A 13,418-nucleotide genomic window follows, 5' to 3' on the forward strand; every position below is an offset into this window, starting at 1 on the left:
ACGCAGAGAAGGAGATCTCACGCAACGAAGGAGGATCCACAGGATCCGGTCCTTCGCAGCGTGAGATCTCCTTCGCCGCGCGCGCGACGTGCGGCCTCAGTCGTCGAGCAGTTCCGCCTCGATCACGTCGTCGTCGTCCCCCTCGGGGGTCGGCTCCGGGGTCGCGGCCGTGAGCACGAGCCCCGACCCGTCGGCAGACACGTCGACTCGAACCGTGTCGCCGTCGTGCACGCCGCCCGAGAGCAGCGCCGTGGCGAGCTTGTTCTGCACCTCGGTCTGGATGAGCCGCCGCAGCGGGCGCGCACCGAACACCGGGTCGTAGCCGCGCTCCGCGAGCCACGACCGCGCATCCGGCGTGACCGCGAGCGAGAGCCGGCGGTCGTGCAGCCGGTCGTGCAGCTGGTCGACCGAGAGCTCGACGATCTGCGCGAGGTCGTCCTCGCTCAGCGCCTGGAACATCACGACGTCGTCGAGACGGTTCAGGAACTCCGGTCGGAACGCCTGCCGCACGAGAGCCATCACCTGGTCGCGCTTCTCGTCTGGCGACAGCGTCGGATCGATGAGGATCGGCGAGCCGAGGTTCGACGTGAGGATCAGGATGACGTTCGAGAAGTCGACCGTGCGCCCCTGGCCGTCGGTCAGCCGACCGTCGTCGAGCACCTGCAGCAGCACGTCGAAGACCTCGGGATGCGCCTTCTCGACCTCGTCGAGCAGCACGACGCTGTATGGACGACGCCGCACGGCCTCGGTGAGCTGACCGCCCTGCTCGTACCCGACGTACCCGGGAGGGGCGCCGACGAGCCGCGACACCGAGTGCTTCTCGCCGTACTCCGACATGTCGATGCGCACCATGGCGCGCTCATCGTCGAAGAGGAAGTCGGCGAGCGCCTTCGCGAGCTCGGTCTTGCCGACACCGGTCGGGCCGAGGAACAGGAAGGATCCCGTCGGGCGACCGGGGTCGCTGATGCCCGCGCGGGAGCGGCGCACGGCATCCGACACCGCCTTCACGGCGTCCTTCTGACCGATCAGGCGACGACCGAGCTCTCCTTCGAGGTGCAGCAGCCGCTCGCTCTCGCCCTGCAGCAGACGTCCGACCGGGATGCCGGTCCACGCCGCGATCACGGCGGCGATGTCCTCGTCGGTGACCTGCTCGTTGACCATCCGTCCCTCGGTCGACACCGTCTGCTCGGCCTGCTCGGCCTCGGCTATCTCGCGCTCGAGGCGCTTGATGGTCTCGTACTCGAGCTTCGAGGCACGCGTGTAGTCGGCCTCGCGCATCGCGAGGTCGCGCTGGGTGACGGCGTCGTCGAGCTGCTTCTTGAGCTCTCCGACCCGATTGAGTCCCTGGCGCTCGCGCGCCCACCGCGCCTCGAGCTCGGCGAGCTGGGCCTCCATGCCGACGAGCTGCTCGCGCAGCGCGCCGAGGCGCTCCTTGGACGCGGCGTCCTTCTCGCGTTTGAGCGCGAGCTCCTCGAGCTTCATGCGGTCGACCTGGCGCTTGAGCTGGTCGATCTCGACCGGCGACGAGTCGATCTCCATCTTGAGCCGCGACATCGACTCGTCGATGAGGTCGATCGCCTTGTCCGGCAGCTGCCGCGCGGGCAGGTAGCGGTTCGACAGCGCGGCGGCCGCCACGAGGGCGCTGTCGGAGATCGTGACCCCGTGATGCGCCTCGTACCGCCCCTTGAGCCCGCGCAGGATCGCGATGGTGTCCTCGACAGAGGGCTCGCCGACGTACACCTGCTGGAAGCGGCGCTCGAGCGCCGCATCCTTCTCGATGAACTCGCGGTACTCGTTGAGCGTGGTGGCGCCGATCAGGCGCAGCTCGCCGCGGGCGAGCATGGGCTTGAGCATGTTCGAGGCCGCGACGGATCCCTCGCCGCCGCCCGCGCCCATGAGCACGTGCAGCTCGTCGATGAACGTGATGACGCGGCCGTCGGACTCGGTGATCTCCTTGAGCACGCTCTTCAGGCGCTCCTCGAACTGACCGCGGTACATGGCACCGGCCACGAGCGCCGAGATGTCGAGCGAGACCAGTTCCTTGTCCTTGAGCGACTCGGCGACGTCACCGGCGACGATGCGCTGCGCGAGGCCCTCCACGACGGCGGTCTTGCCGACGCCCGGCTCGCCGATGAGCACCGGGTTGTTCTTCGTGCGCCGGGTGAGCACCTGGCTCACGCGTCGGATCTCGCTGTCGCGGCCGATCACGGGGTCGAGCTTGCCCTGGCGGGCGCGGTCGGTGAGGTTGATCCCGAACTGCTCGAGGGCGGACTGCTGTTCGTCGTTCTGCGGGGTGCTCTGTGGGCCTGGCATCTGTTCCTCCTGAGGAGACTCCTTGTCGTCGCGTGCCCCATCCAGAAAGTTGAGTGGGGATGACTCAAGTTTAGCGCACCGCGACGGCGGCGTCCAGGATCGCCCGTGCGACCTGGCGTTTCGTTCCCGCCGCTGACGCCACGACGGCCCCCTCGCCGCCCACGATCTCGACGGCGTTGTGCGCGACTTCGAATCCGTGCCCGGCGTCGGCGAGGTTCACGGCGAGAAGCTCGACGCCCTTGCGCTCCCGCTTCCGGCGCGCCCGATCGAGCCGTTCCTCGGGATCCTCCGAGGTCTCCGCGGCGAACGCGACGATCACCTGTCCCGTCGGAGCTCGCCCGGCCGCGCGCGCCTCTGCGAGCGCGGCGACCACGTCCTCCGTCTCGACCAGCTCGATCCGACCCAGCCCGCCGAGCTCCTTCGTGAGCTTCTGGTCGGAGGCCTCCGTCGGTCGGTAGTCCGCCACGGCGGCCGCCATCACGACGACGTCCGCCGCGACCGCGGCATACTTCATGGCGTCCGCCATCTGCGCTGCCGTGCCGACGTGCACGACCTCGAGCTGCGGATGCCGCGCCACGGCGAGCACGTCGTCGGAGACGTTCGCGGCGACCAGCGTCACGGTCGCGCCCCGGGCGGCGGCCTCTGCGGCGATGGCTGCGCCCTGCCTCCCGCTGGAGCGGTTGCCGAGGAAGCGGACCGGATCGATGGGCTCGCGCGTACCGCCCGCCGAGACGACGACGTTCAGCCCGTCGAGGTCGCGCGGTGCGCGGACGTCGAGCACCGCAGTGAAGATCTGCTCGGGCTCGGCCATCCGCCCGGGCCCGCTGTCGCCGCCGGCGAGCTCACCCTCCGCCGGGCCCACCAGATGGAGGCCGCGGCCGACGAGGGTCGCGATGTTCGCCTGCGTCGCGGCGTTGCGCCACATCTCGGCGTGCATCGCGGGCGCGAGCAGCACCGGCGCCTCGGTCGCGAGCAGCGTGGTGCCGAGGAGGTCGTCGGCGATGCCCGCCGCGATCTTGGCGATCGAGTTCGCGGTGGCGGGGGCGACGACGACGAGGTCGGCGTTCTGCCCGAGCGCGACGTGCCGGACGCGCGCGACGTCGTCGTGGACGCTCGTCGTGACCGGATGCCGACTGATCGCCTCCCACGTCGGCAGACCGACGAAGCGCAGCGCATCGTCCGTCGGCACGACCGTGACGTCGTGCCCGGCTTTCGTGAGCAGCCGCACGAGATGCACGGTCTTGTAGGCGGCGATTCCTCCGGTGACTCCGACGACGATGTTCACGGTTCGATTCTGCCCCACGGGATCAGTCAGACGGCGGGCATCCCCGAACCCCGACCTAGACTGGCACCGTGTGCACGGTGGTGATCGATGTGGCGGATGCCGCGAACGCCCGCCTCCTCGCGGTGCGCGACGAGGACCCGGAACGGGCGTGGGACGCCCCCGGCGAATGGTGGCCGGAGAAGTATCCCGGCGTCTCCGGCATCCGCGACCGACGCGCGGGCGGTGCCTGGCTGGCGGTGAACCCCGCGGAGCGACGACTGGCCGTGCTCCTCAATCGCGCCGACGTGGCCGAGCTTCCCGACGAGCTCGCGCGGTCACGCGGCTCGCTGGCGTTGGAGTCGGTCATGGGCCGCTCTCCCGAGGCGCCGCTGCCGATGCACGGCTTCAACCTGCTCGAGGTAAGCCCTGACGGCTCGCACCTGCTGAGCTGGGACGGCGTCGAGTTGCGCGAGACCGCGATCGATCCGGGCATCCACATGGTCGCCCACGACGACCTCGACGATCCGGAGACGCCGCGCATCGCGACGTGGCTGCCCGAGTTCCGCGCGCTGGGTCCGGCGGCCGACAGCGCCGACTGGGCCGCGGAATGGACGGCGCTGCTCGGGGTGTCCGCCCGGCTCGACCCGGAGGACGACCGGGCGATCATCCGCGACAACAGACCCTACGGATTCCCCACGCAGTCACTGCTGTACTCGACGGCGACGGTGACACCGGAGGGCGTCGAGCTCGACTATCGGGCGCTGCCGAGTCCCGGCCACTGGGAGTAGCCGGGAGCATCGCGCCCTTTCCGGTCAGGCCGCCGACGGCTCCGGATCGGCGCACGAGAAGCGCGCGCGGTACGCGGTCGGCGTCGTGCCGAGCACGCGGGCGAAGTTCTGTCGAAGCACGGCGGCCGAACCGAACCCGGATTCCTCGGCGATGCGGTCGAGGGGCAGATCGCTGCGCTCCAGCATCCGCTGCGCATGCAGCACCCGCTGTCGAGCAAGCCACGCGGCGGGCGTCGCCCCGTACTCGGCCTTGAAGCGACGGGCGAAGGTGCGCGGTGACATCAATGCACGAGCGGCGAGCTGGTCGACGCCGAGGTCTTCGGCGAGGTGCTCGACCGCCCAGTCGGCGACCGCAGCGAGCGAGTCGTTGGGCACCACCGGGATGGGGCGGTCGATGAACTGCGCCTGACCGCCGTCCCGCTGCGGGGGGACGACCATGCGGCGGGCGATGCGGTTGGTGAGCTCGGCGCCGAGCTCCAGACGCAGCAGATGCAGACAGGCGTCGATCCCGGCGGCCGTGCCTGCGCTCGTGATGATGTGTCCGTCCTGCACGAAGAGCACGTCGGGGTCGATGTCGATCTGCGGATACATGTCGGCCATCACGTCGGAATAGCGCCAGTGCGTGGTGGCCCGGCGACCGTCGAGCACGCCCGCCGCCGCGAGGATGAAGGAGCCGCTGCAAACGGTCAGGACCCAGGCGTCGCGCGCGACGGCGTCGCGAGCGAGATCGATGAGCCGCGGATCGATGGATGTCCACGACGACGCGGGCACCGGGCAGAAGACGACGAGGTCGGCCTCGTACGCGAACGACAGATCGTGTTCGACGTTGACCGAGAATCCCATCGTCGATGCCACGGCGCCCGGCTGTGGCGCGACGACGCGGAAGTCGAAGTTGGGCACTCCCGAGTCCGTGCGGTCGAGCCCGAACGCCTCGCAGGCGACCCCGAACTCGAACGGCGAGAACCCGTCGTGGATCACGCAGGCGACGGTCTTCATGGCGACTCCTCGAGTTGGCAGTAATCGTACGGATCAAGTCTATTCTGCCACTCGTGGCGGATCAAGACCGGTCGTAGCGTTTCTGCCATGTTCACTCTCCTCGCACTCCTCGCTCTCGTCATCTGGGCGGTGATCGCCACCGTCGTGGAACTGCGTGGTGACGGGTACCGTCACCAGCCGACCGACTGGCGACAGGTCGCCGGCCGCGACGCCATCGACGACGCGCACTCCGGTCACGCCTATCGTTGACCACTCGGCGTGCGCGGCGTCCCATCCGATGCGCCGCAGGGCTACGCTCGTGACCATGAGCGAGCCGCAGCAGCAGCCACCCCCGCCCACGCAGGGAACTCCCCCGCACCCGCAGGGTGAGCACTACCCGCAGCCGGGGCAACCCCAGGGCCGGCCGGGACCCGCTCAGCAGTACGGTCATCCCGGTCAGCCGTACGGCCAGCCGAATCAGGCCGCGACATACCCGGGAAGCGCGGCATCGACCGCTTCCCCCGCACTCGCAGGCGGTGGGCTCGGACGCGTGGCCTTCATCGTCGCACTCGTCTCGCTCGCCAGCGGGGTGCTCGTCGCGCTGAGCCTGCCGATCCTCATCAGCGCGGTCGATTTCAGCGCCGCGCTGTACGGAGCATTCGCCGCGGTGGGCAACGGGCTGGTGCTGATCGTTGCCATCGCCGCGCTGATCCTCGGGATCGTCGCCGTGCGACGTCCCGGGCGGCAGCTCCTCGCCGGAATCGCGATCGGCATCGCCGCGTCGGAGATCCTCGGCATCCTCATGTCGTGGGTGTCGAACCTCGCGCTCACTCTGACCTACCGCTGACCCGGGAGCCCTCCATGTCCGATCCGTATCAGCAGAATCCACAGGCTCCCCGACCCGGAGCGCAGCCGCCAGGGCAGCCCCACGGCTATCCGCCCGAGAGTCACCGGTATCCGCCGTACCAGGGCCAGCAGCACCAGGGCCAGCTGTACCAGAGCCAGGGCTACCCCACTGCCGCTTCGGCGCCCCGCACCATGGCCGGCGCACTCGGACGCATCGCGTTCATCGTCGCGCTGGTGGCACTCGGCATCCGTCTCTTCTCGACGCTGCTCTCGCCGTTCCTGTACACCGGCGACTACTACAGCGTGTGGATGGGCCTGACGAGCGTGATCGGGTTCATCGTGTTCCTCGCCGACGCGGGAGCGCTGGCGGTCGGGATCGTCGCCCTGCGCCGCTCGGGCCCGTATCTGCAGGCCGCGATCGCGGTCGGTCTCGCGGGAGCATCCTTCGTGGGATACCTCGCAACCGGCCTCTCCGGGGTGTTCTCCTGGCTGGCCTATTGAGCGAGCACGCGCTCGTACACCTCGATCATCGCGGCGGTCCGCGAGGACTGCCGGAAGGCCTCGGCCACCTCGCGTGACGGAACGGGGGCGATCCCGGCAGCAATGTCGGATGCCGCGCGCTGCAGTGTCTCGACCAGTCCGGCGCGCCGCTGCGCCTCCGTGCCGGCCGCGCCGGGGACGGCCCAGAGCCCGCCTCCGAGCTCCGCGGCGATGTCGGGATCGCTGATGATCGACGGCGTACCGAGGGTCGCGGCCTCGAAGGGCGTCATGCCCTGCGTCTCGAAGCCGATCGACGTCTGCACGAGCGCATCAGCCGCGGCGATCCGCGCGAGCGTCTGCGGATAGCTGAGCCGGCCGACGAAGCGGACGTGCGGAACGCCCCCGACGATCTTCTCGGCGGCGCCGCGCTGCGCCCCGCCGCCGATGACCTCCAGGTCGGCCTCGACGCCCGAGTCCACGAACGCCTCGAGGAACGGCAGCAGGCGCTTCTCCGGGCTCATCCGACCGAGCCACACGAACCGAGGGCGTCCCGGCTCGCGGTGCGCGGGCGCGGTGTCGAGGGTCTGCTCGCGGATGTCGTCGTCGATGCCGTTCCAGACGACGTCGACGGGCGAGAAGACGCCGTGCTCTTCGAGCCGACGAGCGAAGTGGGTCGACGGCGCAGTCACGGCATCCGCTCCGCTGGCGAGTCCGCGCAGGAACGCCCAGCCGTCCGACCCGCCGACGGGTTCGGCGACTCCGCGCAGGGCGACCCGCCGCCACGCGTTGAGCACCGCGAGAACGGGGCGATGCAGCGGGGTCACGGCGGCGATGCCGACGTCGACGCGGTTGTGCATGGTGTGCACGACCGGGATGCCGTGACGAGCTGCGAAACGGTGTCCGATGAAGGCGCCCCAGAAGTCGGCCTGCACGTGCACGAGGTCGACCGGCGGACGCCGCGTGAGGGCGCGGTCGAGCGTGCGGTCGGTCGCGCGGCCCGGCCACGACATCGAGTACTCGCGGTCGACGGTGATCGGGATCGACGGGAGGTCGACGTTCGCGGGGTCGGGCGTGCGCGCGGCGCGGGGGCCGTGCATGCGCGGCGCGACGACCGTGACGGTGTGCCCCGCGCGTTCGAGGAACTCGCGCTGCAGCCGCATCGACACCTGGGCGCCGCCGAGGGAGTCCAGGTGCTGATCGCCGAAGAAGACGACGTGCATGACGGGCCGCTACTGCGGCAGCGGCTCGTCGCGGTACAGCGCCTCGAAGGTGTCGAGGGTGCGGTTGATGTCGTGGATGACGACGCCGTCGAGAGACGCCTGCTGCATCCGCTCGTACTCGGCCCGGTCGGAGGTGAGGACGTCGGTGAGGCGCGCCGCGAGAGCATCCGCGTTGCCCGGCTCGAAGAGGTAGCCGTTCTCGCCGTCGTGCACGAGGTGCGGGAGGGCGACCGCATCGGCGGCGACGATCGGCAGCGCCGAGGCCATGGCCTCCATGGTCGCGATCGACTGCAGCTCGGCGATCGAGGCGATCGTGAAGACCGACGCCCGCGACAGGAGGGCCCGCAGCTCCTCATCGGTCGTGCGGCCGTGGAAGGTGACGCGGTCGGCGAGGCCGAGCTGCCCGGTGAGATTCTCGAGCTGCTTGCGCTGGTCTCCGCCGCCCACGATGTCGAACGTGACGTCGAGCGCCGGGTCGAGCTTGGTCATCGCCTGCAGGATGACCTCGACCTGCTTCTCGGCGGTGAGACGACCCACGAAGACGATGCGGTTCTTCTCGCGGGGGCCGATCACCGGGGTGTACTGGGTGCGGTCGATACCGCAGCTGACCGGGATGACGTCGTGCACCGCGACGGTGCGCTCGAGGAAGTCGGCGGCGCGTCGCGTCGGCGTCGTGATCGCGCGGGTCAGGCCGAAGGTGCGCTTGGCGTCGGCCCACGCGAAGCGCAGCACGAGGTCGTCGATGAACTTCGGCATCGTGGTGTGGTCGAGGATGTTCTCGGCCATCACATGGTTGGTCGCGATCACCGGGATGCCGCGCTGGTGCGCGATGCGGGCGAGGCCGCGGCCGATCACGATGTGCGACTGGATGTGCACGACGTCGGGCTGCACCGCATCGAGCACCTTGCGGGCATAGTGCTTGGAGCGCCACGGCCACACGAAGCGCAGCCAGTCGTGCGGCGCCCAGCGCACCGACGGGAGGCGGTGCACGGTCATCGGCTCACCTTCGATCACCTCGGTGCGTGCCGGGGTGCGCCGATAGGCCTGGTTGGGGGCGACGACGTGCACGTCGTCACCGCGCTGCACGAGCCCCGCGGCGAGGCGCTCGGCGAATCGCGCCGCTCCGTTGATGTCGGGCGAGAAGGTGTCGCAGCCGATCAGGATGCGCAGCGGACGCGACCCGTTCGTGGGGGCAGCGGCGGATGCGGCGTCGGAAGCGCTCGTCGGATCGGAGGGAGAGGAAGACATTCTGCCTATCGGTCTGGCGGCCAGGAAGCCCGATCTGGGCGGTGGCCACTCTACCCGAGGGGTCTGATCGCGCCGCCGAGGCGGGCCGGGCGAGGGCGGATGGGATGCCACGGCCGGCCTGCGCCTGCACAGGTTCACCCCGTACCGTGGGGTCATGCGACTGACAGCCGACGCCGACCCGCAGCTGTGGATCCCCGTGACCGACTCCCTCGGGTGGAAGGGGCGCCGTCACCGCAAGGCCGCCATCAGGATGCTGCTCGGCCAGGCGAACGCCGCGCTCGGGGCGAGCGAGCGCCCCGGGTCCCGCTTCGGGGCGTGGGCGATGAGCCAGGCGGCGCCGATGCTCATGCGCCGAGCCGACGGCCGTGTTCTCGTGTGGACGTGGAAGGCGGATCCCGAGCTCGTCGTGGCGATGGCGACGGTGCAGGTGCTGACACCGGACGTCCGGATCGCCCGGGCGTCGATGCCGATGGACTACGACGACACGCAGTCGTTCTCGAGCCGGTGGCTGGGCGCCGGTGAGAAGCTCGTCGTCGCGATGCCGCCGTCGCCCGCGACACCGCCCTTCGCCACCTACACGTGGGACACGGGCACTCATCTCATCACCGTCACGGCGGTCTGCAGCGACCGCGAGCGGTTCGGAACGCTCGACGGCTCGCTCGACGACCTCGCGCGCAGCGTGCGGATCGCGGACGAGCTCACCGGGGGCGAGTCGCCGGAGGTGCTCCGTCTCGGACCGGCGTGAGCCGCTCGCATATCGTGAAGTAAGGTAATCATGTAGTAGACTCACGGACATGGAGCCGCTACTCGTCGACCGCCTGCTTCTCATCGGCGAGTTGTTCCAGAAGGACATGGAGCGAGCGTTCGCCGGCACCGACCTCACCACGGCCCGCGTGCACCTGCTCTGGACGGTGCACCACAATGGCCCGTCCACGCAGCAGACGCTCGCCCGGTTGTGCGGGGTCTCGCCGCGGAACATCACCGGGCTCGTCGATGCCCTCGTGGGCTCGGAGCATGTGCGACGGACGCCGCATCCGAGCGATCGACGTGCGGTGCTCGTGGAACTCACGGAATCGGCGCGCGACCTCATGGCGCGGATGCAGCGGGAGCATGCCGAGCTGAACGAATCGCTGTTGCGCGCCGTGGCCCCGGGCGATCGCGCGGCGGTCGCCCGGGGCCTCGCGGCGATCAGCTCCCACCTCGAGACGCTCGTCACGGACGCGGCGGCCGCTGAGGGATCTCGGGACGGAGGTGCGGGATGACCTCGCACGCCTCGCAGCTGACTCCGCCCACTCGGCTCGCCCGCGTCGGCATCCTGCTGCGTCGTGCGCTCATCAGCGAGATCCGGGTGTACACGAGTATCGCTCGCGCCGTCGCCCGCCGTCCGGCGATCGCGCCTGGCGCGACCGGGGTGGCGTTCCATCGCCCGGTGTTGACCCTGCTGTTCATCTTCATCGGATTGTCGGCGGTGGAGATCCCGATCATCGACCTGATCGTCCACCAGTGGCCGGCGGTGCGCATCACGATGCTGGTCCTCGGGATCTGGGGCGTCACCTGGATGCTGGGACTGCTCTGCGCGATGCTGATGCGACCGCACACGGTCGGTCCGGAGGGGGTTCGCGTGCGGGGCGGCCTGGAACTCGTCGTACTCCTGCGCTGGGACGACATCCGATCGGTGGCGATCTCGCGTCGCGTGGATGAGCCGAAGCAGCCCCGAGTGATCGGAACGGAGTACGCCGAGCGCGTGCAGTCGGAGACCAACATCGAGATCGAGTTGGAGCGAGAGGTGGCGATCCGTCTTCCCGGCGCACACCCTCGCGGCGGAATCCATTCCGTCGATCGTGTGCGGCTGTGGGCGGACGACCCGAAGCTCTTCCTCGACGCAGCCCGGCCCTTCCTGCTCGAAGCATCCTGACGACAAGACGAGTGGCCGGCGCACACGCATCATGCCGACCTGGCCAGTGGTGGAGCGCTGTGGGTGGGGGTGTGCCATCGTCGGGTGGGGTCCCACCAGGCGGGTCCGCGGACCTGGGGGACGCCGTTGTTCATGCGGATCTCCCACCCGGAGGTGGGGAGGGAGCGGTGGTGCCACCAGCACAACGGGACGCCGTTGTCGGTGGAGGTCGGCCCGCCGCGGGCGTGTTCGGTGACGTGGTGGATCTCGCACCACGCCGCCGGAACATGACAGCCGGGGATGAGGCATTCGGTGTCGCGGGCGATGATCGCCCGCCGCTGATGCACGGTGAACACCCGGTCCGTGACGGTGATCCCCACGATCCTTCCCTGATCGACCACCACCCGTTGGATCACCCCGGAGCACGCCGTGTGCGCGGCCGCCGTGGTGGGGATCGTGGCATCCGACCCGGGCAGCCGCGCCCGCCCGGTGTTCCCCGCTAGGTCTGTCGCATCGACCGTCACGACCAGCGTCGGCGCGGCCCCACCCAGGGACGGCATGTCCTGGTGTCGGGCCGCGATCCCCACCGCCGCCGCGAACGCGTCATGACGTCTCTGGGCGTGCGTGCGGGAATCGACCACCGCACGCGGATCAGAGTTCCACGGATCCAGCGGGACGGCATCACCCGACTCGGCACCAGCACCATTCGCCGTGTTCCCGTCCTCGCCCGGCGACGGGGTGAACCTCACCCCGGTCGGGTGGGGTGGGCCGTCGACTTTCGGGTTGAGCATCGCATCCAGTACCGCCTGCAGCTGCGCTGCCGCATCCGGGAGCAGGTGCCCGGTGATCCGGTGCAGACCCTGGTGCAGGCGCCCGATCGTCAGGCCGCGACGCTGGAGTGCGTACTGGTCGTCCAGCTCGGGGCCGTCCGGGTCCAACACCACCGCGATCTGCTGCGCCACCCGCCCCAGATCCTCCGGCAACACCCCCGGACCCCGCGCCGGTTCCCCCGACACACCTGTGCTCTCATCGTCCTCGTCTTCGAGGTCACCAGCGTCGTCCTCGTCGTGACGGCCGCGGGCGGTATCGGCGAGGAACGCATCCGCCGCCAACCGCTCTTCCGCCCCGATCCGGTCATGAATCCGCTCCACCGGGCCCGTCGCCGCCACCACCCCCGCCACCCCGATCACCCCGTCCAACAGGGCGTCCCGCACCGCCGGCCACCGCGCCGGCAACCACTCCCCCGACACCAGGCTCGACTCCCGCCGCACCAGCCCCGCCGCCTTCACCACCCGCCCCGCACCGGCCCCATCGACCAGCAGGGCGCGCTGCACCAACTCCTGCGCGCTGCGACACCCCGCCCCGTGCGCAAGATCGACCGGGTTCGTCGACCCGAGCGTCTCCACCACCACCGCCTCCACCCGCCGCAACACCGCACCCGCCGCCTGCAACACCCGCACCCGATCCGTGTCAGACAACCCCGCCAGGGTGTCGTCGGACAGCACCGCATCCAGGTCGCACGCGACCTGAGCGAGTACGTCGGCGGGGTGGGTCATACCCTCATCCAACCCCGGGCCACCGACATTCACGCGGGTGAAACCACCAGAAACGGACCAGGTCAGAGGCGTATTCCAAAACACCGGAACACGGTGCGAACGGCGAGGGGAGAAGGCCTCAACGAACCAGAGACCTCACCGCGTTTCGTCTCGCTCCGCTCGCTCAACGACCCGACACGAAACCACATTTCGTCTCGCTCCGCTAGCCCAACGACCGATGGGGTGGGTTTCGTCTCGCTCCGCTCACTCAACGACCGGAACCCCACCACGTTTCGTCTCGCTCCGCTCGCTCAACGACCCTCGAAGGAGGTCCGTTCGCGCAACGACCCGGGATCGGAGCAACAACGGAGGGTAGACCTCGGGCTAGGCGAGTCCGCGCTCGTCGAGCCACCGCTTCGCCACCAGCACCGGGGCCCGCACGAGCCAGGCGTCGGCGATGAGCTCCGCGAGGCGGTCGCGATCGATCGCATCCAGCCGCACGAGAAGCCCGGAGTAGCCGTCGAAATGCGGGATCGAGAAGAGGATGCCGGGCTCGGCCGCGAGTAAAGCCTCTTTCTCCGCCAGACTGCCGACCCGCACGGCGAGCACCGGGCCCTCCGGCCACGCGGCTCCGAGCGCGGCAAGCTGCCGCAGGTCGGCCGCGCGGGGACCACGGATCCACGCGATCTGGCCGCTCGACAACCGCCACGCCGGCTCCCCGGTGTGGCCGCCCACCCGCTCGGTCACACCGGGGAGCGCGAGCGCGATCGCTCGCACGTCGTCGATGGTCGCCATGTCGCCATCGTCCTCCCGCAGAGCGGTCGCCACAACAGCCCGTCACACACGCACGCGTGA

General features: G+C 70.1%; 14 protein-coding genes. 7 read left to right on the forward strand and 7 right to left on the reverse strand.

Features of this window, described 5'->3' with window-relative positions; translation table 11 throughout:
• Nucleotides 1–96: 96 nt before the first annotated feature.
• On the reverse strand, nucleotides 97–2,313 hold the full coding sequence (locus M3195_RS14370) for an ATP-dependent Clp protease ATP-binding subunit (RefSeq protein WP_251588601.1): 2,217 nt from the start codon (nucleotides 2,311–2,313) through the stop codon (nucleotides 97–99).
• A 70-nt stretch (nucleotides 2,314–2,383) separates the two neighbouring features.
• Nucleotides 2,384–3,598, reverse strand: a complete 1,215-nt coding sequence (gene coaBC / locus M3195_RS14375; protein WP_251588602.1) for a bifunctional phosphopantothenoylcysteine decarboxylase/phosphopantothenate--cysteine ligase CoaBC — start codon at nucleotides 3,596–3,598, stop codon at nucleotides 2,384–2,386.
• Nucleotides 3,599–3,666: 68 nt separating this feature from the next.
• Between coaBC and M3195_RS14380 the strand changes: the two genes are divergently transcribed.
• The gene (locus M3195_RS14380; RefSeq protein WP_251588603.1) at nucleotides 3,667–4,365 is read left to right on the forward strand and encodes an NRDE family protein; all 699 of its coding nucleotides are present in this window, start codon (nucleotides 3,667–3,669) and stop codon (nucleotides 4,363–4,365) included.
• A 24-nt stretch (nucleotides 4,366–4,389) separates the two neighbouring features.
• Here M3195_RS14380 and M3195_RS14385 read toward each other — a convergent pair whose 3' ends face one another.
• Nucleotides 4,390–5,361: a helix-turn-helix domain-containing protein gene (locus M3195_RS14385; RefSeq protein ID WP_251588604.1), complete on the reverse strand. Its 972-nt coding sequence runs from the start codon at nucleotides 5,359–5,361 to the stop codon at nucleotides 4,390–4,392.
• Between the two features lie 87 nt (nucleotides 5,362–5,448).
• On the opposite strand from M3195_RS14385, the gene M3195_RS14390 reads away from it, so the two are divergent.
• From M3195_RS14390 to M3195_RS14400, 3 genes are read left to right on the forward strand one after another with little or no spacing between them, the layout of a single operon-like run.
• Nucleotides 5,449–5,610, forward strand: a complete 162-nt coding sequence (locus tag M3195_RS14390; protein ID WP_251588606.1) for a hypothetical protein — start codon at nucleotides 5,449–5,451, stop codon at nucleotides 5,608–5,610.
• Nucleotides 5,611–5,665: 55 nt separating this feature from the next.
• Nucleotides 5,666–6,187, forward strand: coding sequence for a hypothetical protein (locus tag M3195_RS14395; protein WP_251588607.1), 522 nt, complete (start codon nucleotides 5,666–5,668; stop codon nucleotides 6,185–6,187).
• Nucleotides 6,188–6,201: 14 nt separating this feature from the next.
• Nucleotides 6,202–6,687: a hypothetical protein gene (locus M3195_RS14400; RefSeq protein WP_251588608.1), complete on the forward strand. Its 486-nt coding sequence runs from the start codon at nucleotides 6,202–6,204 to the stop codon at nucleotides 6,685–6,687.
• On the opposite strand, the gene M3195_RS14405 is transcribed toward M3195_RS14400, so the two are convergent.
• Nucleotides 6,681–7,886, reverse strand: coding sequence for a glycosyltransferase (locus M3195_RS14405; protein ID WP_251588609.1), 1,206 nt, complete (start codon nucleotides 7,884–7,886; stop codon nucleotides 6,681–6,683). The two genes, M3195_RS14400 and M3195_RS14405, sit on opposite strands and share 7 nt — an antisense overlap.
• 9 nt (nucleotides 7,887–7,895) lie before the next feature.
• Nucleotides 7,896–9,134, reverse strand: a complete 1,239-nt coding sequence (locus M3195_RS14410) for a glycosyltransferase (RefSeq protein ID WP_251588610.1) — start codon at nucleotides 9,132–9,134, stop codon at nucleotides 7,896–7,898.
• Between the two features lie 154 nt (nucleotides 9,135–9,288).
• Between M3195_RS14410 and M3195_RS14415 the strand changes: the two genes are divergently transcribed.
• The 3 genes from M3195_RS14415 to M3195_RS14425 are packed head-to-tail and all read left to right on the forward strand — an operon-like array spanning nucleotide 9,289 to nucleotide 11,049.
• The gene (locus tag M3195_RS14415) at nucleotides 9,289–9,879 is read left to right on the forward strand and encodes a hypothetical protein (RefSeq protein WP_251588611.1); all 591 of its coding nucleotides are present in this window, start codon (nucleotides 9,289–9,291) and stop codon (nucleotides 9,877–9,879) included.
• Between the two features lie 49 nt (nucleotides 9,880–9,928).
• Nucleotides 9,929–10,396: a MarR family winged helix-turn-helix transcriptional regulator gene (locus tag M3195_RS14420; protein ID WP_251588612.1), complete on the forward strand. Its 468-nt coding sequence runs from the start codon at nucleotides 9,929–9,931 to the stop codon at nucleotides 10,394–10,396.
• Nucleotides 10,393–11,049, forward strand: a complete 657-nt coding sequence (locus tag M3195_RS14425) for a hypothetical protein (RefSeq protein ID WP_251588614.1) — start codon at nucleotides 10,393–10,395, stop codon at nucleotides 11,047–11,049. Before M3195_RS14420 ends, M3195_RS14425 begins: the two co-directional genes overlap by 4 nt.
• A gap of 29 nt (nucleotides 11,050–11,078) precedes the next feature.
• Here the strand turns inward: M3195_RS14425 and M3195_RS14430 are convergent, their stop codons facing one another.
• Nucleotides 11,079–12,584, reverse strand: a complete 1,506-nt coding sequence (locus tag M3195_RS14430; RefSeq protein ID WP_285886030.1) for an HNH endonuclease signature motif containing protein — start codon at nucleotides 12,582–12,584, stop codon at nucleotides 11,079–11,081.
• 363 nt (nucleotides 12,585–12,947) lie between these two features.
• Nucleotides 12,948–13,358 (reverse strand): MmcQ/YjbR family DNA-binding protein, encoded by a 411-nt coding sequence (locus tag M3195_RS14435; protein WP_251588615.1) that lies wholly within the window; start codon nucleotides 13,356–13,358, stop codon nucleotides 12,948–12,950.
• Nucleotides 13,359–13,418: the final 60 nt, after the last annotated feature.

The organism is Microbacterium hydrocarbonoxydans (assembly GCF_023715885.1).
In the GTDB taxonomy this organism is placed as follows: Bacteria; Actinomycetota; Actinomycetes; order Actinomycetales; family Microbacteriaceae; genus Microbacterium; species Microbacterium hydrocarbonoxydans_C.

Coding starts and splice junctions, on each gene's coding strand:
- M3195_RS14385 (WP_251588604.1), bottom strand. CDS start 5,361: ATGAAGACCGTCGCCTGCGTGATCCACGACGGGTTCTCGCCGTTCGAG.
- M3195_RS14415 (WP_251588611.1), top strand. CDS start 9,289: ATGCGACTGACAGCCGACGCCGACCCGCAGCTGTGGATCCCCGTGACC.
- M3195_RS14405 (WP_251588609.1), bottom strand. CDS start 7,886: ATGCACGTCGTCTTCTTCGGCGATCAGCACCTGGACTCCCTCGGCGGC.
- M3195_RS14420 (WP_251588612.1), top strand. CDS start 9,929: ATGGAGCCGCTACTCGTCGACCGCCTGCTTCTCATCGGCGAGTTGTTC.
- M3195_RS14410 (WP_251588610.1), bottom strand. CDS start 9,134: ATGTCTTCCTCTCCCTCCGATCCGACGAGCGCTTCCGACGCCGCATCC.
- M3195_RS14370 (WP_251588601.1), bottom strand. CDS start 2,313: ATGCCAGGCCCACAGAGCACCCCGCAGAACGACGAACAGCAGTCCGCC.
- M3195_RS14395 (WP_251588607.1), top strand. CDS start 5,666: ATGAGCGAGCCGCAGCAGCAGCCACCCCCGCCCACGCAGGGAACTCCC.
- M3195_RS14435 (WP_251588615.1), bottom strand. CDS start 13,358: ATGGCGACCATCGACGACGTGCGAGCGATCGCGCTCGCGCTCCCCGGT.
- M3195_RS14425 (WP_251588614.1), top strand. CDS start 10,393: ATGACCTCGCACGCCTCGCAGCTGACTCCGCCCACTCGGCTCGCCCGC.
- M3195_RS14400 (WP_251588608.1), top strand. CDS start 6,202: ATGTCCGATCCGTATCAGCAGAATCCACAGGCTCCCCGACCCGGAGCG.
- M3195_RS14390 (WP_251588606.1), top strand. CDS start 5,449: ATGTTCACTCTCCTCGCACTCCTCGCTCTCGTCATCTGGGCGGTGATC.
- M3195_RS14430 (WP_285886030.1), bottom strand. CDS start 12,584: ATGACCCACCCCGCCGACGTACTCGCTCAGGTCGCGTGCGACCTGGAT.